This is a genomic window from Aridibaculum aurantiacum, assembly GCF_017355875.1.
Lineage (GTDB): Bacteria > Bacteroidota > Bacteroidia > Chitinophagales > Chitinophagaceae > Segetibacter > Segetibacter aurantiacus.
In genome coordinates, this window is record NZ_JAFEWC010000003.1 from 150454 (window position 1) to 177348 (window position 26895).

At 43.1% G+C, this 26895-nt stretch carries 21 protein-coding genes; 18 read left to right on the top strand and 3 right to left on the bottom strand.

The window, feature by feature from the left end; translation table 11 throughout:
* Positions 1 to 7 precede the first annotated feature (7 nt).
* Positions 8 to 694: a phosphatase PAP2 family protein gene (locus tag J4N22_RS14490; protein ID WP_207495712.1), complete on the top strand. Its 687-nt coding sequence runs from the start codon at positions 8 to 10 to the stop codon at positions 692 to 694.
* Between the two features lie 11 nt (positions 695 to 705).
* Here J4N22_RS14490 and J4N22_RS14495 read toward each other — a convergent pair whose 3' ends face one another.
* Positions 706 to 4092 carry a fibronectin type III domain-containing protein gene (locus tag J4N22_RS14495; protein WP_207495714.1) on the bottom strand — a complete coding sequence of 1129 codons (3387 nt, stop codon included), beginning with the start codon at positions 4090 to 4092 and terminating at the stop codon, positions 706 to 708.
* Here J4N22_RS14495 and J4N22_RS14500 point away from each other — a divergent pair.
* Complete coding sequence (locus J4N22_RS14500; protein ID WP_207497033.1) at positions 4091 to 4414, top strand: DUF6728 family protein; 324 nt, start codon at positions 4091 to 4093, stop codon at positions 4412 to 4414. The genes J4N22_RS14495 and J4N22_RS14500 overlap by 2 nt on opposite strands.
* A gap of 41 nt (positions 4415 to 4455) precedes the next feature.
* Complete coding sequence (locus tag J4N22_RS14505) at positions 4456 to 4692, top strand: hypothetical protein (RefSeq protein ID WP_207495717.1); 237 nt, start codon at positions 4456 to 4458, stop codon at positions 4690 to 4692.
* Between the two features lie 125 nt (positions 4693 to 4817).
* On the opposite strand, the gene lpxB is transcribed toward J4N22_RS14505, so the two are convergent.
* The gene (gene lpxB, locus J4N22_RS14510) at positions 4818 to 5960 is read right to left on the bottom strand and encodes a lipid-A-disaccharide synthase (RefSeq protein WP_207495719.1); all 1143 of its coding nucleotides are present in this window, start codon (positions 5958 to 5960) and stop codon (positions 4818 to 4820) included.
* Positions 5961 to 6146: 186 nt separating this feature from the next.
* Positions 6147 to 8699: a zinc-dependent metalloprotease gene (locus J4N22_RS14515; protein ID WP_207495721.1), complete on the bottom strand. Its 2553-nt coding sequence runs from the start codon at positions 8697 to 8699 to the stop codon at positions 6147 to 6149.
* A gap of 357 nt (positions 8700 to 9056) precedes the next feature.
* On the opposite strand from J4N22_RS14515, the gene J4N22_RS14520 reads away from it, so the two are divergent.
* The 15 genes from J4N22_RS14520 to J4N22_RS14590 all read left to right on the top strand — a co-directional run bounded on the left by J4N22_RS14520 (position 9057) and on the right by J4N22_RS14590 (position 26882).
* Positions 9057 to 9917 (top strand): MotA/TolQ/ExbB proton channel family protein, encoded by an 861-nt coding sequence (locus J4N22_RS14520; protein ID WP_207495723.1) that lies wholly within the window; start codon positions 9057 to 9059, stop codon positions 9915 to 9917.
* Between the two features lie 63 nt (positions 9918 to 9980).
* The gene (locus J4N22_RS14525; protein WP_207495724.1) at positions 9981 to 10646 is read left to right on the top strand and encodes an ExbD/TolR family protein; all 666 of its coding nucleotides are present in this window, start codon (positions 9981 to 9983) and stop codon (positions 10644 to 10646) included.
* A 28-nt stretch (positions 10647 to 10674) separates the two neighbouring features.
* Positions 10675 to 11211: an ExbD/TolR family protein gene (locus J4N22_RS14530; protein ID WP_207495725.1), complete on the top strand. Its 537-nt coding sequence runs from the start codon at positions 10675 to 10677 to the stop codon at positions 11209 to 11211.
* A gap of 53 nt (positions 11212 to 11264) precedes the next feature.
* The gene (locus tag J4N22_RS14535; RefSeq protein WP_207495726.1) at positions 11265 to 12113 is read left to right on the top strand and encodes an energy transducer TonB; all 849 of its coding nucleotides are present in this window, start codon (positions 11265 to 11267) and stop codon (positions 12111 to 12113) included.
* A gap of 84 nt (positions 12114 to 12197) precedes the next feature.
* Positions 12198 to 13580 carry a tRNA uridine-5-carboxymethylaminomethyl(34) synthesis GTPase MnmE gene (gene mnmE, locus J4N22_RS14540; RefSeq protein ID WP_207495727.1) on the top strand — a complete coding sequence of 461 codons (1383 nt, stop codon included), beginning with the start codon at positions 12198 to 12200 and terminating at the stop codon, positions 13578 to 13580.
* Positions 13581 to 13685: 105 nt separating this feature from the next.
* Complete coding sequence (moaA, locus tag J4N22_RS14545; RefSeq protein ID WP_207495728.1) at positions 13686 to 14666, top strand: GTP 3',8-cyclase MoaA; 981 nt, start codon at positions 13686 to 13688, stop codon at positions 14664 to 14666.
* 17 nt (positions 14667 to 14683) lie between these two features.
* The gene (locus J4N22_RS14550) at positions 14684 to 15865 is read left to right on the top strand and encodes a molybdopterin molybdotransferase MoeA (protein ID WP_207495729.1); all 1182 of its coding nucleotides are present in this window, start codon (positions 14684 to 14686) and stop codon (positions 15863 to 15865) included.
* Positions 15865 to 16605, top strand: a complete 741-nt coding sequence (locus J4N22_RS14555) for a TSUP family transporter (protein ID WP_207495731.1) — start codon at positions 15865 to 15867, stop codon at positions 16603 to 16605. The genes J4N22_RS14550 and J4N22_RS14555 overlap by 1 nt, the downstream gene beginning before the upstream one ends.
* 8 nt (positions 16606 to 16613) lie before the next feature.
* Positions 16614 to 16847 carry a MoaD/ThiS family protein gene (locus tag J4N22_RS14560; RefSeq protein WP_207495733.1) on the top strand — a complete coding sequence of 78 codons (234 nt, stop codon included), beginning with the start codon at positions 16614 to 16616 and terminating at the stop codon, positions 16845 to 16847.
* A 32-nt stretch (positions 16848 to 16879) separates the two neighbouring features.
* Entirely contained in the window at positions 16880 to 17326 is a 447-nt protein-coding gene (locus J4N22_RS14565) for a molybdenum cofactor biosynthesis protein MoaE (protein ID WP_207495735.1), read from the top strand.
* A gap of 42 nt (positions 17327 to 17368) precedes the next feature.
* Positions 17369 to 18286 (top strand): bifunctional molybdenum cofactor biosynthesis protein MoaC/MoaB, encoded by a 918-nt coding sequence (gene moaCB / locus J4N22_RS14570; protein WP_207495737.1) that lies wholly within the window; start codon positions 17369 to 17371, stop codon positions 18284 to 18286.
* A gap of 66 nt (positions 18287 to 18352) precedes the next feature.
* Positions 18353 to 18523, top strand: a complete 171-nt coding sequence (locus tag J4N22_RS14575) for a hypothetical protein (RefSeq protein ID WP_207495739.1) — start codon at positions 18353 to 18355, stop codon at positions 18521 to 18523.
* Positions 18524 to 18547: 24 nt separating this feature from the next.
* Positions 18548 to 20314 (top strand): hypothetical protein, encoded by a 1767-nt coding sequence (locus tag J4N22_RS14580; RefSeq protein ID WP_207495741.1) that lies wholly within the window; start codon positions 18548 to 18550, stop codon positions 20312 to 20314.
* Positions 20315 to 20470: 156 nt separating this feature from the next.
* On the top strand, positions 20471 to 24532 hold the full coding sequence (locus J4N22_RS14585; protein WP_207495743.1) for a hybrid sensor histidine kinase/response regulator transcription factor: 4062 nt from the start codon (positions 20471 to 20473) through the stop codon (positions 24530 to 24532).
* 118 nt (positions 24533 to 24650) lie between these two features.
* A complete protein-coding gene (locus tag J4N22_RS14590; RefSeq protein WP_207495745.1) occupies positions 24651 to 26882 on the top strand; it encodes a right-handed parallel beta-helix repeat-containing protein in 2232 nt (743 codons plus the stop codon).
* Positions 26883 to 26895 lie beyond the last annotated feature (13 nt).

The following is a 26895-nucleotide window of genomic DNA, read 5'->3' on the forward strand; positions in this document are numbered from 1 at the left end:
TATAAGTATGAACTTGACCCGCATACAAAATGAAAAACTGAAGAAGTTGCCGCTGCGCTTCCTGCTTTTGCTAGTGATGTTTTTAATGGCGCTGTTTGGTTTTGGCTTCATTATTCACGAAGTGCTATGGGAGCAAGAATATGTACTGGATAAACAAGTGGCTACTTATGTATCGGTTCACTTAGTAAATGATAACACCACTGCATGGATGACACGAATAAGCTTCCTTGCATCAAGAGACTTCTTATTTCCTGCTTATGTTGTTCTAACTGCTGTCTATTTGTTTTATGTAAAAAATAAAATTCTTGCTGCTGGTATTGCTTTGGTTGGCTTGACAGGTTATTTGATCAACCTGATACTGAAGTCGCTATTCAGGCGTGAAAGACCGGCAGATCAATTAACAGACTTTCTTGAGAACTTTAGTTTTCCAAGCGGGCATTCTATGTCTGCTTTTATCTTTTATGGGTTGCTTATTTACCTGCTATGGCAAACGCATTGGAAGCTTTCAATTAAAGCTATTGTTTCAGTACTACTATCTGTTGTAGCATTATTGATTGGTTTTAGCAGAATATATCTTCAGGTGCATTATACTACTGATGTACTGGGAGGTTTTTGTGTAGGACTTGCATGGTTGCTGCTGGCTGTTTGGTTACTTGAACGGCAAGAAAAAAGGCGCCACAAACGGCGCCTTTAGATGATTATATTTTACTGCTTGACTATCTTCTTTGATAACTTTTGATCTTTTAATTGCAACGAGATAAAGTAAGTGCCGCCAGGAATATTATCAAGCGACAAAGGAATAACCTGTACACCTTTTCTTAAACCTATAGACCGCGCAAGTATACTTCTGCCAAATACATCTTGAATAAAAACGGTTGCAGTTTCAGCTGTTGTGCTGTTGATGTTCATTTGCAAAACACTGCTTACGGGGTTAGGATAAACATCTAAAGAAGTAACATTGGCATCTTTGAAATTAACAGCTACCACTTTAGAATAACTAACTTTTCCATCCTTGCTTATCATCTTTAACCTGTAGTAGTTTAAACCATTCGCAGGTGTAAGATCAAGCGCTGAATATTGACCGTTTGCTGCCGTACTTGTACGGGTTGTATATATGGTTTCAAACTGGCTTCCGTTCAATGATCTTTCTACTACGTACGTTTCCAGTGTTTCTTCTTTTGCCACGTTCCAGGTAAGATTTACTGAAGGAGTTGTGGTCTTAACTGCAGTGAAAGAAATGACTTCAGCCGATAGTACGCTGCCATGCAGGCGAGTATACCAGATAGGGGCTGTAATGGTTCGTGCACCGTCCATGGTAATATCTGCATAGTAGTATCCTGTAGTGTTTGGCTGCAGGTCAAAGTCAGTGAAGTTGAGTGTGTTGCCGGTATGAGCATAAACTTCACTGGCAAGTACACCACTTCCCGGTTCTCCTTTCATTAGGCGGATGGTTGCAACAGCGGAAATGTTTGTAGGATCTGATACATGAATGGTGATGGCAGGAGCATTGTTTCCCGATGCTTCACTTCCCATTATGTGGTGGTTGAGTGTAAAGCTGACACGTGTATCACAATCATGCGTAGCGTAAAAATTCCTGTTGCGCATTGCCTGCATAAAAGAAGCCTTGCTGATATCAGGCGCAATAACCGCAAGTCGCGAATATGCCGTTCGGCCAAATGTGGTGTTGTGGTTGTCATGGTCCAGGCTTGGACCGATCTTATATCCTTTAGCCAGCATATTGCGGTAGTAGGAAAGGAAGCCCATAGGCGAAGCTGGATTGGAATAATTAGTAACAGTAGAGAAAGCAGGACCATTTTCTACGGTAGTGCCTATAACTGCACTATCAGCAGTAGCATTGTAAGGCTGCTGCAAAAGAGCATTGAAGTCAGAACTGCCTGGATGTGCAAGAATAGCAAAAGCATTATTTCCCCAGTTATTCAAAAAGCGGAATAAACCTGTAGTTCCTGTTGTTGCAGGTGTGCCGGTATAGTCGCTCTTGGCCACATACAAGTCGTAATTGTTGGTTTCCCAACCTACCAGTTTATCTACACCGTATACCAGCACGTGACCGCCACTGCTGGTCACACCCCACTCCATACCATACAAAGCAAGGAAGTTGGAACTGGTAGCATTCATTGCTTGCGTATAACCGGGCAACCAGTTCTGCTTTTTCATACCTGCACCAGCATGATTATGCTCTGATATTCCAAGAAAATCCATGCACAGCGAATTCTTAGCATAAGCATAGTTGTCTGCAGGAGTAAATGTGCTGTTGTCTTTGTTGCCATCGCTATACCTCGAGTGCGCATGCAGGTTGCCGAAATAATGATTGAAAACAGGTGCCGTAGTGGTGGTAGTGGTAGCAGTAAGCGGTTGTGGCGAAAAATATTTAGGCCCGCCTACACATCCTTGATTTACGGCAAATACAAATACGTAATAAGAAGTTCCTGGCTGCAGGTTACTAATTCTAAACCCTGTAGCAAAGCTGGAAGAAACCACGGTTCCATTTCCAAATGCGCTACCTGCAGTATAGGATGCTCCATCAACCGGAGCGGCTGATAGAGTAGAGGATGTGCTGACGATCACCAGGTAACGATCAGCATCAAAAACCGGATCAAACAAGCCATTGATAAAGTCATTGCCCGGCGATAGCTGCAGGTTAGTAGGTTGGCTTGATGGCGTATTACAAGGTTGTAAAGCCTGTGTAGTAGCATTTGCTGTTAGAGGAGCTGCCTGTAAATAAGCAGGTCCATTATTACACATCTGGTTGTTGTAGCCAAATACATAGAAGTACCATGTAGTGGAAGATGCTAAACCGTTAGCTGTAAAGTTTGTAGCTGCTGAAGAGGAGACAACAATACCATTACCAATAGTATCGCCGGCTGCGTAAGTATTTCCTGCCACAGGCAATACAGATAAAGATGGATCACTGCTCCTTATAACCAGGTATTCATCTGTATAGCTTGCCGGTGAAAAACTTCCTGAAACTGAAGTGCTGGAAATATTGGATAAAATTAGATCAGTTGGCTGAGCCTGTGGCGCAACGCATGGCTGATTACCAGATGGTGTCACAACATCTCCCGTTAAACTGTTCACTGTATTGTATGCAGGCCCTCCGCTACATAAAGCATTATATGCAAATACATGAAAGTAATACTGTGTGCCGGGGTTCAGGTCTGAGAAATTAAAAGATGTACCTGAAGTAGATACTACCACTGCATCGTCAATATTGTCGCCTGGATGATAAGTACTGCCATTTTCAGGAAAATCAGGTGTGCCATTGGTAGTAGCCAGCACCAGGTAACTATCTGCTCCAGGATTGGATGCGGTAACTGATCCCTGTATGCTGGTTGGTGTTACGTAGTTAAATACTAAGGCCGTTGGTTGCTGTTGCGGCGCCACACATGTAGCAGGCGGAACGGCTGTTATCTGTAAATTATCAATCGATATTTTAGGTCGTGCGCCTGTTGTTCCCCCGGTGCCATTGTGATAGTAAAAACGAAGGATGGCAGTCTGCGCATTGTTGAAAGCAGCGGGCAGTTGAACATTTCTTACTGATCCTGCAGTAGGATTATTATTGGTAAAGTTCAAAACCTGTGCGCCAGTTATTTCTGTAAAGGAAACATTATCTACTGAGGCATATATACGAAGTGACCCATTTCGATTTCCTGAAGAGTTGTTGATGCTTTTCCAGTCAAAGTTTAGCAAGCCGGCATTCAGCGTGCTGAAATTGAGATAAAGATCTACAGCGGCTGATGTGGTGTTATCAGTTGTGCCGGTTGAAAGAAGCACCAGGCTTTCGTTGCCTTTGTGAAGACCGCCAGAATTTTCAGAAGTGGAGAAGTTGGTGGTGGAGGTGGTGATACGTGTCCCATTGGGTATACTTCCGGATCCACCTGCAGCTACGCCTTTCCACCATTCAGCACCTGTAGTTGTCATTTGACCTGTAGAACCGCTGGCAAAACTCCAGGTGGCAATAGAGGAAAAATTTTCTGTGAAGGTAAACCGCGGCTGTACCGACATGTTTACTGGCGTTTGAGCATGCGAAAACCCTGCAATGATGCAGAAGAAAAATAAGAGGTGTTGTTTCATGGCAGAACCCGTTGGGGGGATTGCGAAAGTAATGGTAATAGGGGGTTACATTTACATTGTAACATTGCATTTTCTTTCCATGCAGCGTTACCTTCTATCGAGGACCTTTGTAACTTTATTGCACATACTTCTAAATCAATATACTATGGGTATCTGGCAGCAGATTGCAGAATATTTATATATCAAGAAAAAAGATCCGGAACAACCACATACTCAATGGATGAAGTACATGCACGGCATGAACCGGATATCAATCCTTGTATTCCTGGCGGCTATCATCTTCATGATAGTACGTTTTGTGATTCTGCCATTGACCAGGTAAGATGGCTTCCAATTTGCATTTATACCAGTAAAACCAAAATTATGGACATAGCTAACGATGCATTTGCAGAAGATAACAATCAATCTCATTCAACAGAATCCGGCGGCAAGGTTACACCCCAGATTCATCGCGATAAAGCAGATGAAAAGCTGACATTGGAAGAGGAGGCAGACCTTACACCACATGAAATAGCTGAAATGGAACGGCAGCATGCTAATGAAGCATATAAAGGTTCTAAAGGAAGTTCGGGCCCTGAGGAAAAAGATATTGCGGTGTAGAGGGTTAGTTAGAAGTTTTGTGTTTGATGTTCGGTACTAGATGGTAATCTTATTCCCGAATATGGTCCTGTATGCCATATACCTATTTCCATTAAACATTAAACTTCAAACCCCAAACCCCAAACCTACTCCTCCATAAACTCCATAATCACCTTGGCGGCATTTGATGATGCATGTCCTCCCTGTGATAAGAGCGCTTTTAGATCTGCATAATCTTTTTGAAGATGCTTTTGTCTGGCAGGGTTCTCCAGCAGGTCTTTTAGTTCCTTTATACAATTCTCCGTTGTCAAGTCATCTTGTATCAGCTCCTTTACTACCTGCTTATCCATTATCAGGTTTACCAGCGAGATGTATTTGATCTTTACGATCCGTTTAGCAATGGCAAAAGATATCTTATTGCCTTTGTAGCAAACTACTTCGGGTACACCAAATAAGGCAGTTTCTAAAGTAGCAGTACCACTTGTTACCAGGGCAGCAGTGCTACGGTTAAGCAGGTCGTATGTTTTACCACCAACAGCAGAGACGTTGGCAAAGGGTGCAAGAAACGGTTGATAAAATTCATCATCCATACCCGGTGCTTTGGCTACAATAAAATGATACTGCGGAAAGGCTTTACTTACTTCCAGCATGATCGGCAACTTTACGTTTATCTCTTGCTTGCGGCTTCCAGGTAATAGTGCTATGATAGGAGGAGTGATGGAAGGAGGTTCCTGGTTCCTGGTTCCTTGTTGATCGTCAGGCTTAGTATTAGCAGTACGTTTATATTCTTCTATTACTTCCACCAGTGGATGCCCTACATACTCCACTTTGTAATCCCACTTGCTATAAAAATCTTTTTCAAAAGGAAGTATCACCAGCATCTTATCTACGTAAGCTTTGATGGTTTTTACCCGGTTTTCCTTCCATGCCCATACCTGCGGCGATATGTAGTAAATGGTTTTATAACCTTGCTGCTTTGCCCATTTCGCCAGCCTGATGTTGAAGCCGGGATAATCAATAAATATGACAACATCTGGTTTATAGGCAGCTATGTCTTGTTTGCAAAAATCAATATTCCTGAAGATGGTGCGCAGGTTCATAAGCACTTCTACAAAGCCCATAAAAGCAAGATCACGATAATGTTTTACCAGTGTTGCGCCTTGTTGTTGCATCATATCGCCACCCCAACACCTTATGTCAGCCGAATTATCCAACTGGTGCAGGTGCTTTATAAGATTGCTTCCATGCAGATCGCCGCTTGCTTCCCCTGCAATGATGTAATACTTCATGTAGTGCCCATTCAATTTTGTGCAATGTACAGGAACTTAAAGAACAGGCGGAGTGGGAGCTGGCTTCTTGTACCACCGAAAGCCAAACGTCTTCATTTACCTAATGAAGTACGATGCATATTAGTGAAGAGCATAAACAAAAAAGGCTGGCAAAATGCCAGCCTTTAGCTTTATCTGAATAAGAACTTATGCTTTTGGATCAAGTGCTCTTTTGATGCGCTCTTGCAGATCTAAAAGGTGAAGTTTACTCATGTTATCAGTTGTTCCTGCTATGGCAGCATTTACCTGTGTTCTCAGTTTCAAAAGCTGACCACGGGCAATGGCAGGCATATCATTCCTTGTAGAACTACCAGCGCTGCTGCTTCCTCCAATCATGATCACCATCCCTGATGATGAAGGTGGGTTGAGCATATTGTCCAGCTTAGTAACATAGCTTTTTTGCAATCCACGACGATAAAAGTCAATAGCTTTTTTGCTGTTCAATTCAGTAAATAAACCTGACTGTATATCGTTAAGAAGTTCAATAGCATTGTAAGCTTTGCTATCGCCGAAACGAAGAGCGGAAGCTTGTAACCTGCTCAGCCTGTCGTTACTCATCAACGAGGTTAGTATGCTTTCCTGTGCAGAACCTAAAGGATCGCTGGTGCCAAGATTGTTCAGGCGATTCATATAGTTGTTGTTGATCAGCCACTCAGGTGTTTGAAACAGTTGCTTGTGAAGAAAGTTTACAGCATCGCGCTGAATAGCCTTAGGCGTTACTTCATACACAGGCTCATCTTGCATTGAAGATTTAAAGTTCTGGTATACACCACCAACATTGTTTACAACGTGGCTCATGTACTGCCTGAACTGGCCAATAAGTGCACCATACATTTGCTGCAGGTTCTCGTACTGGTCGTTCTCCTCTTTTGTCCAGTCAGCAAGATTTTTAAGTACAACCTTCAGGTTTTTTATACCATATTCACTTGCTTTCATTGCGTTGTCGCCAAGGTCTTCACGCTGGCTACGCGGATCATTTTGGTTTCCCTGCTCATAAGTTCCAAACCACGTGCGTGGGTTGTTCTTTATGGTTTCAATGATCAGCTTGTTGCTGGCTGCTTTTTGCTCCGCTTCTGTTTCGCCCGGAATGTAACCATAGCCCCAACGGATCGCCCATTTGTCATAGTCGCCTATCCGCGGAAATAAGCCTGCATCCGCTATATTGTCTTCTGGTTGTGCTACATAATTGAAACGCGCATAATCCATGATAGAAGGCGTGTGTCCATTTTTCTCAACCCATGCCTTGTCTCTCAGTTTTTCTACAGGAACCGTACTACTGCTGCCCATATTATGTGCAAGGCCAATAGTATGTCCAACCTCGTGAGACGAAACGAAACGTATCAGTTGACCCATCAGGTCATCATCAAACTCCATTTTACGAGCACGTGGATTAACAGCACCGGCTTGTATAAAGAACCAGTTATGAACCAGCTTCATTACGTTGTGATACCATCCAATATGGCTTTCCAAAATTTCTCCTGAACGCGGGTCGTGAACATTAGGACCATAAGCATTTTCAATATCGGAAGCGAAGTAGCGCAATACTGAAAAACGTGCATCTTCAAGGCTCATAGATGAGTCATTTTCAGGCCACTCTTTTCCTACAATAGCATTTTTAAAACCAGCGGCTTCAAATGCTACTTGCCAGTCGTTGATGCCTTGGATCAGGAAACTGCGCCATTTGCGTGGAGTAGCTGGATCTATATAGTATATGATCGGCTTTTTAGGTTCTACCAGTTCACCTCTTTTCCAATTATCTACATCCTCATCTTTAGGTTCCAATCTCCAGCGTACGGCAAAGTTTTTTTCCTGTACACGCTGTTGTTGGTCATTGAATGTGGTGAAATGATCCCTGAAAAAACCTACGCGCCTGTCATAATACCTTACCTGCATTGGCACCTTAGGCAACAACATCAAAGATGTATTGAGCTCAACCGTAACAGCACCCGCTGAACTGGCAGCTGGTATTTGTGCTGCTGTTGTTAGACCTCCTGGTGATGGAGAGGCATTGAAAGTTTTAACAGTTCTTATTTCAGTATTTATAGGGAAGGTTTGAATGGTAGATATATAAGAACGATCCGTAGCCAATGAGCCTAATCCAAACATTCTTTTAGACGATGGACTGATACTTACCACCTGGTTGTCGCCTTTGAAAAAGTCAGTCACTTCTATAACCACGCTGGCTGAGTCTTTACCATAAGCTGCAATAGGAAACGCAGCTGCGATAGCATTTAGGTTACTATTGCTTACTGCCCTGCTGATAACGTTTGATGTATCGGAAACATTTACCAGCGTTACCACCCGCATAAAAACATTATTGCTCGGACCTCTTTCGAAGGTGATGGTTTGATTGTTTGTCAATTCACCGCCAAAAGTGCTATAGCCAGACTGCTTGTTATAAGGCACCTTGATAAACCTTGTAACAGCCATGATCTCCCTGTTGAGGGTAGAGTCTGCTATTTCAAAAAAATATTTGTCTTCTACTTTATGTACTGTGAACAAACCTTTTTTAGAGACCGCTTTATCAGTTATCACCTCTTTATAAGGCTTGATAGTACTACGAGGAGTAACTGGTGCTGGTGATCCAGCAGTATTGCCCGGTGTAGGTGGGGTAGGTGGAGGGGTCGGCCTTGTTTGCGAAATTGATAAGGTATAGCAAAAGGCTAATAGAGTAGCTAATCCTAACTTTTTAATTTTCATTCTTTAATAGGAGTTTATAAAAAAAGGTGATGAAGGTACGAATGAACGCATTTGTTTTTAGTTAAAGTAGATGAACTTACCACCACTACAGATGTATAGTAATAATCAAGAGATAATGTATAGAGCCAATAGGTGATAGGTTTACCCTGTAATACATATATTTCTAATGGCCTAAATGTTGCTATACCTTTAGAAGATGATGATAGAAGCATGCTGATCATTCTAAAATGCTTACTTTGTTGGCGTTATAAAAAATTATGACGAAACGCATTCTTCTTTAATCATTATTTTCAGTAGAATTGCCAAAATTTGGAAGTAAACAATTAAACAAATTCTTAAATCTAAAAACATCGAATCATGGCGGAATCTAAACCAACTGCTACAGCAAAAAGCCCAAATTCAGTTCAACCAAAGAAGTCAGGAAATGTAATTGCATGGATCGCCCCGTTTGCTTGTATACTTACGGGTTATTTAATCTGGCGTTTTGTGATGGGTAATGCAAGCGGTTTTGAAAATCCTGATACATCAGGTGCATGGTTTTGGCCTCACCACACTGGCCCTAAATCTGCGTTGAATGGAATTTATGAAGGTGGTATAGTTGTACCTGTTCTGATAGCAAACCTTTTGGTTGTAATCGTGTTTGTGGTTGAAAGGTTGTTAACTATCTCTAAGGCTTCTGGTAAAGGAAGTATTGCAGAATTTATCAGGAAAGTACAGTTTCATCTTGCTAATAAAGATGTAGATAAAGCAATTGCTGAGTGCGACAGGCAAAAAGGTTCTGTTGGTAATGTAATGAAAGCTGGTCTGCGTAAGTACAAAGAGATGATTGCTAACACTGAACTTGAAACAGATCAGAAAGTATTAAACATCCAAAAAGAAGTAGAAGAAGCTACAGCTCTTGAACTGCCTATGCTTGAGAAGAACCTTGTGTTCCTTTCTACTATCGCATCTGTTGCTACTTTGATCGGTCTGTTTGGTACCGTACTTGGAATGATCAGGTCATTCGCCGCTCTTGGAGAAGCTGGTGGTGGTGATGCTGCTCGTGAACTTTCAAAAGGTATCGCTGAAGCCCTTTACAATACCGCATTAGGTATCGGTACTTCTGCATTGGCTATCATTTTCTATAACATCTTTACTACTAAGATTGATGCTATCACTTATGGTATTGATGAATCTGGATTTACTTTAACACAGAGCTTCGCAGCTAACTATAAATAATCTTTGGATTATTTGTGGAATGCGAGAAGTTTTGAATCTAATCATTGAATTAAATAAGTAAATATGGCCAGACCCAAATTGCCACGCAAAAGCACGTCAGTGGATATGACGGCAATGTGTGACGTGGCTTTTCTCCTGTTGTCTTTCTTTATCTTGACAACAAAATTCAAACCTTCTGAAACAGTTGCAGTAACTACTCCAAGCTCAGTTTCGTCTAAAGTGGCGCCTGAAAAAGATGTAACGCTAGTAAGTTTCACCAAAGATGGCAAGGTCTTCCTTTCGCTTGATAACAAAGCAGTTAAAGAAGAAATGGCTCGTCAGATAAACTCCAGCACAAGTGTTGGACTTACACCTGAAGAAGTAGAGCTTTTTAAAGATGCCAGTCTTTTCGGTACATCTGTAGGTCAATTGAAGTCTTTTTTAAGACTACCAAAGGAGCAACTCAATGGTCAGGCTCTGCCTGGAATTCCTGCACAGGATACTGCAAACAATGAAATGGTAGAGTGGATGCGTTACGTAGTTTTAGGACATGCTGCTGCCGGGGAGAGAATGAACCTCCTTATCAAAGGCGACAATCTTGCTAAGTATCCAACTTTCAAGAATGTTATTGATGCATTCAAGAAGAACGACCAATTCAAGTTTCAGATGATTACCAATCCTGAAGGCGTTCCGGAAGGAACCGATCTTTGGAAACGCTTCATGCAGGGTGGTAAGATTTCAGAGGACTAACATTATTAACAATAAAATCATTTGAGCCATGGCAGAAATGGATACCTCCGGTGGAGGTGGACATAAGAAAGGACCCGGAGTTAAGAAGGCCAAAAAACTATCCACACGTGTAGACCTTACACCGATGGTGGATCTTGGTTTCCTGCTTATTACTTTCTTCATCTTCACCACCACCATGAGTCAGCCAACAGCAATGAGGCTGTTCCTACCAAAGGATGCTGACAAGCCTGAAGAGCAGAACAAAGCAAAGGAAAGTGGTGCACTTACCCTGATGCTTGGAAAAAACACAGGTGTCTTTTATTATGAAGGTCAATTGGATCCTACCGGTTCAAACTTCAAGTCGAGCACTATGAAGCAGATCCGCGATGTGATCATTGAAAAGAAAAGAAGAACGCCTGCTGACGACCTGGTAATAGTTATCAAACCTGGACCAGAGTCTACGTATAAAGATGTAGTAGATATTCTTGATGAGATGACGATTAATGACATTAAGCGTTACGCCTTAGTGGAAATTTCTCCTGTTGAAGCACAGTTAGTTAGTTTAACTGAAGGAGCAGGCGGATAATTTTTGTTATGGATTTCTACACCACATGCATCTAACATTTAAAGACATCAAAAATGGATATTAATCAACTTCGAACTGCCGACATCCTCGACATCGTTTTTGAGGGTAGGAACAAGGACTACGGAGCTTACCAGCTGCGTAAGACTTACTCCCGCAGGCTTAGTATTGCCTTGGGTGTAATGCTCCTGGCAGCTTTACTTCTTATTCTAACCACTTTGTTCGCAGGTGGTCCGGAAGATGAGGGTAAGCAAATAATTGTACAGGACGTGCAATTAGAGGATATTAAAAAGCAGGAAGAGAAGAAGCCTGAGCCGCCACCACCTCCTCCGCCGCCTCCTGCTCCAGAGCCACCAAAAGTGGAGATCACCAAATTCACTCCTCCGCAAATTGTGAAGGATGAGCAGGTGAAGCCTGAAGAGCAGATTAAAGAGATAGAAAAGATGGAGGACACTAAGATCGGTACCATCAACCAGGAAGGTAAGAAAGACGAAGGTTTTGTTGCCCCTCCGGTAGAAGAAAAAGGTACTGGTGTAGTAGAAGCTCCTAAAAAGGTAGAAGAAGACTACGACAAGGTTTTCACCAAAGTGGAAAAAGAAGCAAAATTCCCTGGTGGACCTGAAGCCTGGAGAAGGTTCCTTGAAAGAAACCTGAACGCTAACGTAGCAGCTGATGATGGCGCTCCTGCAGGAAATTACACTGTACGAGTTCAATTCATCGTGGACAAAGAAGGTAGCATCAGTAACGTGCAAGCGATTGATGTTCCAAAAGCTTGTCCTAGTTGCGGACCAGAAGCAGTAAAGGTTATCAAAAGAGGTCCTAAATGGGATCCAGCTGTACAAAATGGTCGTAACGTAATTTACCAGGCTATACAGCACATCACATTCCAGGTGGTAGACCAATAATAATCACATTGGCTTTTTTATTAAGATCCTCCAATCCGGGGGATCTTTTTTTTGTACCTAACTTGCAGCCTCTAATAAATAACTATGTTAGGTAAGCTGGCAGGATGGGATGATACGATTGTTGCTTTAGCTACACCACCAGGTGTAGGCGCCATTGGCGTTGTAAGGCTAAGTGGAAATGATGCCATCCATATCACCAATCAATTATTTCCTTCTAAAAATCTTTTAGATCAGCCATCGCATACACTGCATGTGGGACTTCTAAAGAAGGATGGTATAGCCATAGACCAGGTAGTTATTTCACTTTATAAAGCGCCAGCTTCTTATACTGGTGAGAACGTAGTAGAGATTTCATCTCACGGTTCGCCTTATGTGTTGGAAAAGATCATACAAGCGCTTACTGCAGGAGGGGCTCGACTGGCAAAAGCAGGAGAGTTCACTCAACGTGCTTTTCTAAATGGAAAACTAGATCTTACCCAGGCTGAGGCTGTTGCTGATCTAATTTCCAGCAATACCGAAGCGAGCCGCAAACATGCGCTTCAGAATATCCGTGGCGGATTTTCTTCTGTTCTAAAACAACTGCGTGATCAGCTTCTTTCCTTCTCAGCACTTATCGAATTGGAATTGGATTTCAGCCAGGAAGATGTAGAATTTGCTGATCGTACCCAGCTATACCAACTTATCGAAACTGCAGGTATCACAACTACCCAGTTATTATCATCCTTTGCTTTGGGTAATGTTATCAAAAATGGTGTGCAGGTAGCCATTATTGGAAAACCAAATGCCGGCAAGTCTACTTTGCTGAATACTTTGCTGAATGAGAACCGTGCAATTGTAAGTGAAATTGCAGGTACCACCCGCGATACCATTGAGGAGATCCTGAATATCGACGGTATTCTGTTCAGGCTGATTGATACGGCAGGTATCAGGCAGCATACGCACGATGTTATAGAAAGCATCGGTGTTGAAAAAAGCCTGGAGAAAATGAAGCAGGCCGACGTGGTCCTGTATCTTTTTGATGTAACAGAAATGACTACAGCTGAACTACTGGTGCTGGTAAACGAAATGAACCAGCAGCAAATAAAATTCATACTTGTAGGAAATAAAGCAGATAAAGCAACTGATGAAGAGTTGGCTGAAAAATATTCAGAGATCCCGGTGTTGTTTATATCTGCAGCCAACAAACGCAACATAGAAACCTTAAAGCAACGGCTGGTTGACCAGGTGATATCTGAAAATTTACAACAAGAAAATACGATCATCTCCAATGCGCGACACTACGAAGCGCTTCGACTGGTTGATCAATCTTTACAAGAAATAAAAGAAGGACTTGATAACGGTATACCGGGTGACCTGGTAGCATTGGATATTCGTCGCTGCCTGCATTACCTGGGCGAGATCACCGGTGAGATAACCAACGAAGACCAGCTCGATTATATCTTCAGCAAGTTTTGTATCGGAAAGTAACTTGAAGTGGAAACCCTATAGTTTTTGAACCCATAGCGTAAGAAAAATATGTTCCTATAAAACTTGTGAAACTGCTTAGATTTATACTTACAACTTCACAACAATATGCTGGTCGACAGCTTCAATAGGATACATAATTATTTACGCATTTCTATTACAGACAACTGCAACCTGCGTTGCTTCTATTGCATGCCTGACGAAGATCATGCTGTAACCGCATCAACAAACCTGATGCAGGTGGAAGAGATAGACCAGATAGCAAAAACATTTGTGTCGCTGGGTGTAACTAAAATCAGGCTGACAGGTGGTGAACCATTGGTGCGTAAAGATGCAGCCAAAATCATTGAGCAGCTTTCAAGGTATCCTGTTGAGCTTACTTTAACCACCAACGGAACGCGGCTTCATGAATTTATTCCTGTCCTAAAGAATGCCGGTGTCCGATCTGTGAATGTTAGTTTAGATACCCTTGATAAAGACAAGTTCCAGGTGATGACAAAGAGGGACGCGTATCAAAGGGTACTGAGCAACATCCGGCAACTATCGAAGGAGAACATTCATGTAAAGGTGAATGTGGTGATGATGAAAGGCGTGAATGATGATGAGATCAATGCTTTTGTTGCCATGACCAAAGCGCTTCCTGTTCATATCCGATTCATAGAGTTTATGCCTTTTTCCGGCAATCATTGGGAGAGCCAGAAGGTATTTGGATGGAAACAGATCTTGGAGGTAGTTGGCGAGGAGTACGATTATATTAAGTTGAAGGATGATATCCATGATACGACGAAAAAGTATATAGTTCCGGATCATGTAGGTACGTTCGCCGTTATCAGCACCATCACTTCTCCTTTCTGCGGCAATTGCAACAGGATGCGTATTACTGCCGATGGCAAAATGAAGAATTGCCTGTTCTCACAAAAGGAGACAGACCTTCTTTCAGCATTGCGAAGAGGTGAAGATATCGTTCCGCTCATCAGGCATTCTATTGGAAGTAAGGCTGCCGAAAGAGGTGGCCAATTTACTGGCAACATAGAAGAATTGGATACTGCTTCTTTGAAGAACAGGAGCATGATAACCATAGGCGGTTAGTGATAAAGAACAAGTAAATGATCTCCGTACAAGAAGCAAAAGACCTTATTCGCCTGCATAGCAAACAACTTCCAGCCCAGGTTTTATCGTTGAAAGATGCAACAGGCTTAGCGCTGGCAGAAGATATATATGCTCCGCAAGACTTTCCTCCTTTTATGCAATCGTCAATGGACGGTTATGCATTCAAATTCTATGATTGGAAAGGAGAACCATTAGCTATAGTAGGCGAGGTGCAGGCAGGTTCAGCAAAAGAAATAGCGACAAGTAATAAACAAGCAGTAAGAATATTTACAGGTGCTCCCGTTCCCGCAGGACTAGATACGGTAGTGATGCAGGAGAAGGCCGTGGTAGAGAATAGGCAACTACACGTACTGGATGATGCTTTGGTAAAAGGCAGCAATGTGCGGCAAATTGGTTCTGAAATACCAAGAAGAGCATTGGCTTTAGAAATGGGAACTACATTAACTGCGGGGGCTATTGGTTTCATAGCAGGCTTAGGTATTTCCGAAGTAATAGCAGTTGCCAAACCATCAGTTGCCATTATTGTTACTGGCAAAGAACTTCAAAAGCCGGGTGAGCAACTACAGTATGGGCAGGTTTATGAATCCAATTCTTATGCACTTACTGCAGCTTTGCAAGCAATTGGTATAACTGGAGTAAGTGTGCAGTGGGTAGACGATGATCTTACTTCTATAACATCTGTTATTGAAACTGCTATAGGCACGGCAGATTTGGTATTGATAACAGGAGGCGTAAGTGTGGGTGATTATGATTTTGTATCGCAGGCATTAGAACATGCGCAAGTTGAACAGGTTTTTCATAAAGTAAAACAAAGACCAGGCAAACCTTTGCTCTTTGCTAAAAAGGATACTACCATAGTTTTTGGTTTGCCAGGCAATCCTTCATCAGTGCTTACGTGCTTCTACGAATATGTACTTCTTGCTATCCAGCTGATGATGGGGCTGTCAAAGCCGTTCTTGAAAACTGTACATCTTCCCCTGGCGCAGGATTATAACAAGAACACACAGCTAAGGCACTTCCTGAAGGGAATGATTGTAAACAATGAAGTGTTGCCATTAGACGCACAGGAGTCTTATAAAATGAGATCTTTTGCTATGGCCGATTGCTTGGTTTGTTTAGTAGAAGCCAAAACGACATACAAAAAAGGTGATGTGGTTGAAGTTCATATTTTACCTTAGTGAGCGTGATAGAGCCTGTCCTAATCTTTTATTTTGCACTGGTAGCAGTTGCTTTTTTTTATGCTTCTGTAGGGCATGGTGGAGCAAGTGGCTACCTGGCATTGATGGCTATATTCAACATGGCACCGGATGTGATGCGACCCACAGCTTTAGTATTGAACATCTTCGTTTCGCTCATCGCATTCATACAATTTTATAAGGCCCGTCATTTCACCTGGAAGTTATTTCTGCCGCTAGCCGCAGCATCCATTCCTATGTCTTTTATCGGGGGCTTAATCAGCCTTGATCAGGATCTCTATAAAAAGATTTTAGGAGTACTACTCCTGTTTGCAGTTCTTCGATTTTTTGGTTTCCGTAAGAATGAGGAAACTGATCGAAAAACTTATTCAACTGTAATAGCTATATTGATTGGAGGTATCATTGGTCTATTATCAGGAATGATCGGGATTGGCGGAGGCATTATCTTGTCGCCGGTGCTATTGTTGCTGAAATGGACGAACCTGAAACAAACAGCTGCTATTAGTGCATTATTCATCTTTGTCAATTCGTTAGCAGGCTTAGCAGGCCAGCTTTATCAAGGGTTAGAATTTTCCACCAACATGTATGCTTTAGTGGCAATAGCAATGGTGGGTGGAATGGCAGGTTCATACTTTGGTGCCCACAAGTTTAACCAGCTAATCTTGAAACGGGTTTTGGCAGGTGTTCTTTTTATAGCAGTGATAAAACTGCTGACAATTTAGTAGTGAATATGAAAGTAAACTTATTGGCTTTTGGAAAGGTTGCTGAAGTTACCGGGAACCATCTAACACTGGAGGAGGAAGTGCATGATACAGATGCCTTGAACACTTTCCTCCTAAGCCATTATCCTGCCTTACATTGCCTTACATATTTGCTGGCTGTTGATAAAGAGATCATACATTCAAATACACAACTCAAAGAAAATGTAACAGTAGCTTTGTTGCCTCCTTTTTCAGGAGGATAGATTATTATTATAGACTAACCAGGAGAGACAACATGAGCAACCCGCAGCCAAAGAACATATTTGTAAATGGACCTATAGATCCTGCGTTTATTGGTGATAGTATAGCAAAACATGCTAGCAAAACAGGTATAGGTGCTCATAGTATCTTCCTTGGACAAGTGCGGAAAGATGTTGTTGACAACAAGCAAGTAGCCGCCATAGATTATACCACTTATGAAGAAATGGCTTTGGAGAAAATGCACGAGATAAGGGAAGCTACTTTTAACAAATTTTCTTTAACCTGCATGCACGTGTACCACAGCCTTGGAAAAGTGGACGCTGGCCAAATATGTTTATTTGTTTTCACTTCATCTAAACACCGCAGGGCAGCAATTGACGCATGTAATGAAGTGGTGGAGCGCATAAAGGCCGAACTGCCTGTTTGGGGAAAAGAGATATTTGTAGATGAAACTTATCAATGGAAGCAGAACAATCCCTGATCAACCTTCATTAAAAAAGTCCCGGCATCATAACAACTTTTCATGGTAAATATTACACCTAAGATCAAAACCTTAAGACAAGCCGTGGCGCAGGCACTGGTAACAGTGTCGAAGCAGGAGACAATAGATGCTATTCAAAACAGGTTGGTGCCAAAGGGTGATGTGTTTGAATTCAGCCGTGCAGCAGGCTTTTTAGCGGTTAAAAAAACAAGTGATGTGATTCCTGACTGTCACCCGTTGCCAATTGAATTCACTTCTATCACACATGCCATTGATGGTCTTTCTATTATCATCCGCGTGGAAGTGCATACAATATACAAAACAGGAGTAGAGGTAGAAGCCATGCATGGCGCTTCTATTACGGCTCTTACCATGTACGATATGTTGAAGCCGCTTGACAAGGAAGTGGAGATTTCCACTATAAAACTGGTAAGCAAAAAAGGAGGGAAGTCTCAACACAAAGATTTTCCTGCAGGGCAATTGCAATGTGCAGTGGTTGTTTGTTCGGATAGTGTGGCTGCAGGAAACGCAGAGGATGTTGCCGGCAAAGCAGTTATAGAAAAACTGCAACAAAGTGGCCTTAGCACCTCCACGTATAAAGTTATTCCCGATGATTTTGATACCATACAACTCACTGCGCGGCAGCTTAGTGGCGAGCACTTCAATATCATCATCTTTACAGGTGGAACAGGTTTATCTAAAAGAGATGTAACACCCGACGCCATAGAACCACTGTTAGATAAACAGATACCGGGCATCATGGAAGCTGCACGAAATTATGGGCAGGAGCGCACGCCGTATGCCATGTTGTCTCGTGGCGTTGCAGGATTCATCAATCATAGTTTGGTGCTGACCTTACCCGGCTCTACCAAAGGTGCAGTAGAAACAATGGATGCACTATTTCCATACATCCTCCATGTATTTCATGTTGCGGAGGGGCTTAGGCATAATGATGATTGATGATGCTGTTTTAACTAACGGCTGTATTTGCTGTAGCAGTTCTAATGGCCCATTTAACTTGCCGCAATGGTACGCGTTACCAGTTCTGATAAATTAGATGCCTGTGGTTTTGCCATCTTTCAATTAATAGCTTTAAACATATTTCTTTCTAAAAAAGAACACTATAAAGCCTTTCCTGCAACAAACACAACAGTTCCTGCAACAATAGCGACAGTCTTACTTCCTCAGGCTCAATAGTTTCGTTTGTTCTAAAACTTAACGATGAAGCCATTTCAGCCTTTGTTTTTGCTGCTGCTGTTTGTGCAGCTTTGCTTCACCCAAAGCGTATTTGCACAACAAAAACTGGATCATATTCTCGATATGGTGCATCACAATCCAGGTGAGCCGCTTACTAATTCTGCGTTCACAGATCCTGCATACCTAAAAACGAACGGCTTCAATGGGCAGGTCATCAACGATTTTACTTTTGCGCATGCTGCCGTAACTTTCGATGCGCTTCAAAAAGATATTTTCCCAAAAGGAACTAAGGAGCGTACCTGGGTAGAAAATGCTGCCGCAAAAGTACGCTCGAACATTGCCAATGCGCACAAAGCTGGTATCAAAGCTTATTATTTTACTGACCTGATAGTCCTGCCAAAAAAGCTGGTGGAGGTGTATGCCGATGAGATTTTGGATGAAAATGGCAAGATCTCGTTAGAGCGGCCAAAGACGATCGAACTTCATCGGCTGATGCTGGATGAGCTATTCCAACAATTTCCTGAGTTAGACGGGCTGGTGATACGTACCGGCGAAACTTATCTCAATAATGTACCCTTCCATACGGGTAATAATCCCATCACCAAGGGCGAACAAAGTCATATAAAACTATTACAACTTCTTAGGGATGAGGTATGTGTAAAGCGAAACAAGAAGATTTTTTACAGAACGTGGTCATTTGGGGGAATGCACGAAGAGCCTGTTTATTATCTGAATGTGACCAAAAACGTTGACCCTCATCCTAATCTTATTTTCTCGGTTAAGCATACGAAAGGCGACTACCATCGCACCTTTGATTTCAATCCTACGCTTGCCATTGGCAATCACCCGCAGGTGGTAGAGGTGCAGTGCCAGCGTGAGTACGAAGGCAAAGGAGCCTATCCTAATTATGTAATGAATGGAGTTATAGAAGGCTTTGAAGAATATGCAACCTCGAAACCGCAGCAAGGGAAAAAAAGCCTGCGGGATATTGCATCCAGCCCCACTTTCAAAGGTGTATGGTCGTGGTCCCGAGGCGGCGGTTGGGTAGGTCCTTATATCTCCAACGAATTCTGGTGCAAGGTAAATGCCTTTGTATTGAGCACCTGGGCCGCTGACCCGTCAATGTCCGAAGAAAAAGCTTTTGAACAATTTATGGATAAGGCCGGCATCACAGGCAGCAGCAGGCAAGCATTCAGAAAATTGAGCCTTTTATCTGCAACAGCTGTCTTAAAAGGTCACAACAGTGCAATGCAGCAGTTTGACCCGGAGTGGGTTTGGTGGATGCGGGATGAGTTTCTCGGCGGCATCAATCCAAACACTAATGGGGCAAAATTTGACTCGGAAGGTGTTTTGTACAAAGCATTTGTTTCTTATGACAGCATGGGCTTGCTTCAAAAAGCTGTTGATGAAAAATTTGAGGCGGTAAAACTTTGGCATCAGGTTGTCAACCTAAGCAAGCAGGTAAAAATGAAAGATAAAGCCGATGAAGAATACGTGCGGCTTTCATCTAACTATGGATTGCTGCTACACAACATTATTGCAGAAGGCTGGAAGATCATGGCGATTGGTTTCCAGGGAGATAAAAACGGAAAGTATAATACCAAAGCACTGGCCGCATCCATTGCTAATTACGACAAACTGTGGCAGCAATACAGGCAATTAAAAGCAGGTAATCCACAGGTCGCTACTCTTTATAAACCCAATGCATTTGTATACGAAGCCCCTGTTTATCATAAAGAAATGGGAATGGATGCGTCAGTTAATAAGTACAGAAAATTAATAAGCAAGTAAGATGCATTATCCTAAGAAAAGGCTGAAAGTATTTGTGGGCCTGGGTTATATCATCCTGGTCATCCTGATGTTTTTGTTGATTCATCTTTTTTTATAACATGTTGTCGCTGCGGATTCTTACCTTCCGCATCAGAAACTGTAAAGAGGAAATTGATAATGAAAACAACCTGGCGAGGCTTCTGTATACGGAGTTTCTTCCTGTTGCAGTTTTTGTTGTTAGTGTTTTCAACCACTGCCCAAAAGCTCATCAGCCCTACACCTGTATTTGAATTGTATAACAGCAGCCACGGCTTGCCAGATATACGAATACGTAACCTATTCCAGGATAGCCAGGGCTACTTGTGGGTGGGTACTATGAACGGCACCTGTCGCTACGATGGCTATAATTTCCAGCGAAACTTCTACGACAACCAGGCGCAAAATGTGCTTAATAGCTGGGCTTATGCAATAACGGAAGACGAAGAAAAGACCATCTGGTTTGGCACACGCGAGGGCATCAGCAATTACAACAGCGTTAAAGAAGAATTTGTAACTGTAAAAGGTCTCCAGGCGCAAGATCATCCTATTTTACAAAGAGGTATTTCCACCTTACTGAACCACGATGGACACCTATATATAGGAACTCCATTGGGTCTTGCTATTTATAATAAACGTTCTAAGAAACTGCAGGTTTTTAAAAATAAGAACCTGAACGCGCCTGTCAGTAGCATAGTTTCTTCTAAAATGGGTGGCCTATGGCTGGCAACACACGAAGGTGTCATCCGGTACAATAGCAATATTTCTTCAGCATCATTTTTCCCAATAAAGCTAAAGTCAAACCCTTATGGAGACAGGATTTGGAGCCTGCTGGAAGTTGACGATCAGCTACTGATTGCTACCGCAGGCAATGGATTGTTGAAATTGCCATTATCGGCTTCTCCGGGAAAAGAGGGAAGCGCCACCCCATTTAATCGTTTTGCAGGAAGTAGTCATCAACTGGATAATGAACAGGTTTTTGATATTCGTCGTGCACCAAATGGCGATATATGGCTGGGGATGGAGCATGGTCTTGGAAAAATATCGGGTGCAAAAGGAAGTGAGCAACTAGTCATTTATCAAAACAACCCGATCAGCAACAAGAGTATCAGCAACAACATTACCTACAAAGTAATGATTGACCGCGACAACAATCTATGGTGTGGTACGGAAGGTGGCTTAAACAAGCTGAACCTCGACATGCTGGCCTTTAATTACCTCACATTCACAGAAAAAGATACACGCGACCAGGTGCGCGGACTGGTTTCTGCAAATGGAAATGATATATGGCTGGGCACTGCTAACCATGGTTTGTTCCTCTTCAATACATCACAGGGTACTACTAAAAAGATACCGCAGCCACACCAAAATATCCGCAGCTTAATGGTAGATGAGGGGCAGGTATGGTCAGGCCACCTGAATGGCATTACTGCAACCAATCAAACAAGCCAAAGCATAAGTAAAACTGCAGCAACTGATCATGCTGTTTTTGCCCTGCTAAAAGACAGGAAAAGAAATATCTGGTTGGGAACCAATAAAGGCCTGCTTCGAATAACACCAGCTGGAGATACCATTGATTATGCACAAAAACCAAGTGTAGATGCCGCCGTTCGCCGTGGTTTTGTTCGATTTGTTTATGAAGATGCAAGCAGCCGTATTTGGTTAGGTTTCGAAAATGGGGGCTGCGGCCTTTTTGATCCTAATACTGAAAAATATGCTCCTGTTATAAGCAGCAACGGCGCATCATTACCAACCACTACTTATTATGGGATAGGCGAGTATCCAACCAATACCTTTTGGCTCGGTTCTGCCACAGGGTTGGTACGTGTACAACTGCAACAGAAACAAGGAAAGCCTGTATTTGATATAAAGAATTTCAATGAACAGGATGGCTTACCCGGTCGGTCGGTAAATAGTGTTCAAGCCGATGGTGTAGGCAACCTGTGGCTGGCGACTCTCCAGGGTGTTGTGAAATTCAATACGAAGAACAACGATTTCAACCTCTACCTGCAAGGTGTGGAGTTTGGAAGTAATGCCGGCAGTAAAACAGCTGATGGTCACCTGCTAATGGGAGCCAATGATGGCTTTGTCATTTTTGATCCATTGGCTATCAAAGAACCTGTACATGCACCAGCTGTACGATTTACCTCTCTAAAATTGCTGAACCAGGTGGTAAACGTGAAGGAGGTGTATGAAGGTGATACTGTATTGACACAACCTCTTTCTGCTACAAAAGAGATAGAACTGAATTACAGAAACAATTTATTCACTATTGGATTTGTAGGACTTCATTTTACCAATCCGGCTGCAAATCACTACGCTTACCGGTTGGTTGGTTTTGATAAAGACTGGATATATACAGATGCCTCCAACCGCAACATTACCTACACCAACCTGGATGCAGGTGATTATGTTTTTGAAGTAAAGGCAGCCAATAGTTCAGGTAAATGGAGCGAAAAAGCAGAAAGCCTGAAGCTGACTATTTTACCTCCACCATGGAAAACCTGGTGGGCGAAGGTGTTATACTTCCTGTTGTTCAATGCCCTCTTGTTTGGTATTATCTGGTACTTCCAGGTACAGACACGCCAGCGTAACCAGCTACGGTTTGAGCAAATGGAGAAAGCGCAGATCCGGAAGATGAACGAGATGAAGACCACTTTCTTTACCGACATCTCACACGAGTTTCGCACGCCACTTTCGCTGATCGTAAGCCCTGTGGAGGAGCTGATAACAGCGCCTGAAATAGAGGGCGAAGCAAGAACAAAACTGCGCATGATCCATAACAACTGTAAAAAGTTGTTGTCGCTGATCAACGAGCTGATGACTTTCCAGAAGATGGAGGAGGATAAACTGCAGCTATTGCCTGCGCGGCACGATGTGGTAGAATTTACCAAAGAAGTGTTTGCCAATTTTGACCTGGTGGCGCAGCGTAACAAACTCCGGTTTTTATACAGCTGCAACGTGGAGCGGCTGGTAGTTTCTATTGATAAGCCTAAGCTGGAGATCGTGCTGAACAACCTGCTGTCAAATGCATTTAAGTTCACACCTGCCGGTGGGGAGATCCGTTTGGATGTTGAGCTACAACAGGAGCCTGCCGCTGAAACTGCTTACCTGCAAATAAAGGTTTCTGATACAGGTAGAGGCATCACAGCCGAAGAACAGGCCCGGCTTTTCGAAAGATTTTTCTCGCAGAACAATAGCCATGGAACAGGTGTAGGATTATATCTCACCAAGAAGATCGTTGAGCTTCACAATGGACAGATATCTGCTGTTAGTCAACCCGGTGTTCGTACCATATTTACCGTTACACTGCCGGTAGAGCGGGTAATACCTGAAGAGGTAGCGCAGCCAGCAGAGCCGGTCTATCAACCAGATTTTGTGACCACGGCACAGGCAGTGGTGGTAGCAGGCGAAAAACAACACGATGCTGACCGTCCTACCATTCTGCTTGTAGAAGATAACGTAGAGGTACTAGATTACCTGGACATGCTGTTCAGCAGCGAATACAACATTATTAAGGCTGCTAATGGGGTGGTGGCGCTGCAACACCTTGAGACAGAGCAGCCAGACCTGGTGATAAGTGATGTGATGATGCCAGAGATGGACGGCATTACCTTGTGTAAGCGGATTAAAACCGCCGTCGAGACCAGCCACATACAGGTGATACTGTTAACTGCACGTGCTACCATAGATAACAAAATGGAAGGCCTGCAAACCGGTGCAGACGATTATATAGCCAAGCCTTTCCACCCGGAGGTGCTTAAGATAAAAGCACGCAACCTTATTGAAACCCGCCGTAAGCTGGTAGACAAATACAAGACCCAGCAGGAACCGCTTCCTGTTACCATTTCCGAAAACCCGCTGGATAAAGAATTCCTGGAGAACGTGCACAACGCTATTGAAGCTAATCTTGGCGACGACAGCTTTGGTGTGGAAGAACTGGGCAAAGCTGTTTTCATGAGCCGCAGCCATTTGTTTAGAAAGATGAAAGCGCTGACGGGGCAAAACCCGCTGGATGTCATCTACGGCCTTCGACTGAAGAAAGGTATGGAGCTGCTGCTGGAGCGCCGCAGCAGCATTTCAAATATTGCTTACGAAGTAGGATTTAAGAGCCCTTCCGCTTTTTCGGCGGCGTTCAAAAAACAATATGGCAAAACGCCTTCTGAATATGTGAATGCACTTATTCAGCAGGAAAAAGCTTGATCATCATTAAAAACATCCAATCTGAAACAAAATAGGGGTCATCTGCAACAAAAAGGGAGCTGCCAGTAACCTCAGAAGTCGATTTTGCAGATGAATTACAACACGATCACGATTTGCTATGCCTTCTGCTAAACCATACCTGCTTCTTTTACTGCTGATGCCGCTCTTTGGGCTGGCGCAGGTAAATATTACCTGCTATGTGTCGGCCACCGGTAGCGATAAGAACAATGGCAGCATCAACCAACCTTTTGCAACAGTAGAAAAAGCCATTGCTCATATAAAGCAGCAAAAGCCAGCCGCAACGAAGGCTAACATTATAATCAGGCAGGGCACCTACTGGTTGAAAAAATCTATTGAAGTTCCTGCTGCAGGTTTTGCACCACATCTTACCATCAAAGCTTACAATGGCGAAAAAGTAACGCTTACAGTTGCCACGCCATTACCTGCTGCACAATGGAAGCCACTTAGCAAGCAGGTTTATGCACGTTTGCATCCTTCCGTAGATGGGCGAAAGCTGTTAGAATTTGATGTTTCTAAACTTACAAACGAGCGGCTAAAAAGATTTTCTCCAGATCCTTCTTTTATGGAAGCCTGGCCTTCAATTGATCTGTACGCAAACCAAAAGCGGCAGCCAATAGCGCAGTGGCCTAATGAGCAGGAGCAACTTCGTAAACAAAATGAAACAGGCTGGGCAACCTATAACGGAGCTAAAAATAACACCACGTTTTTATATGCAGCAGGTGGTAGACCTGAAGATAAGGACACTACAAATGAACTGGAACTGGATGGTACCAACCGCGCCACCCGTTGGATGAACGCCTTGAACACTGGCCATGAGATCTGGCTGAAAGGCTTTTGGCGTGTGCCCTGGGGGCCTATCACCAGCAAAGTGAAGCAGATGGATAATACTTCCATTGAGCTGGTAGAGCAACCGCGTGATGGAATGGGTTCTAAATATTCTAAAATTGCCAGCACTAGTCCATTGTGGCGTGTAGGTTCTGGTATAGAAAAATGGAAACTCATCAATGCATTGGAAGAGATAGACCAGCCAGGAGAATGGGCACTGGATGTAAAAGATCAGAAAATCTATTACTACCCATCTATTACAGCTAAGGCTTTATCAGTAGAAATTGTGGCTGATACGATGCCGGTTTTTCATTTTAAGGATGCCAGCAACATCAGCATCGAAGGGCTTACCATCAGGGGAGCACTTTCGCAAGCTGTGCGTTTAGAAGATTGCAGCAACATAACGATAGCTGGTTGTACTATTTTCAATACAGGTGGAGCAGGCATCTATGCCCGCGGCGGTATCAACAACACCATCACCAGCAATACCATTTACGAAACAGGCGCGGCAGGCATTGTAATGGAAGACCAAGGAGATCGGAAGAAATTGATTGTCTCAAACAGCACCATTCACAACAACCATATTTATAACATTGGCAAGCTTACGTTTAGCGAAAGCATCCAGCTGGCAAACAGTGTAGGTGTGAAAGTAAGTAACAACCTGCTGCACGATCTGCCGAAGAGTGCTATCCGTACCGATCTAATCAACAACTGCATTTTTGAGTTTAACGAGATACACAATATTGCCCTGCAGGAAGCTGACAATGGTGCCTTTTACAACTATGGCGGCTGGTCAACCTATGGCAACGTTTTTCGCTTCAATTTTATACACCACATAAACCGCAGCAATGGCTTGTACTGCGATGATGGTGATAGCGGCGACATGTTTTACAACAACATTGTGCACGATGCTATAGAAGCCATCAAATTTGGCGGAGGCCATGATAACATTGCCCGGAACAATCTAATCATCAACAGCAAGAGCCAGAACATTGATGACCGTGGTATAAATCGCAACTACAAGCTGAACACGCCTTATGAAGCACGACTGCAAGAGATGAAGCCGTACGAAGAGCCATGGAAATCGTACGGTGAGCAACTAAAGCAGCAGTATGAGGTAACGCATCACTTGTGGAAGGATATTCTAAAGGAAGATTGGAAGCCGGAGTATCCAAACGGAAGCAAGATGATACATAATGTAACCGTAGCAAGTGGACCTTTTGTAGCTCCTGAAAAAGGTGCGGTAACAGTGGAAGGAAACCTCCAGCTTCCTTCTATTGCCGATGCTGGTTTTTACAACTATGCATTGCTGGATCTGCGAACGGATAATGCAGCGATCTTGGAAAAGCTGCCTTCACTCAACACGTTTTTCCTTCAGATAGGATTGCAAAAAGATCAATACCGGCAACAACTTCCTACACGTAAAGAAACAGGAGGATTGACCAACCGGCTTCGCGCCGGCAACCTGGCCAACGAAGACCAGTTTATAGAGAAAAAGCAATAGGTATCCTGTAACC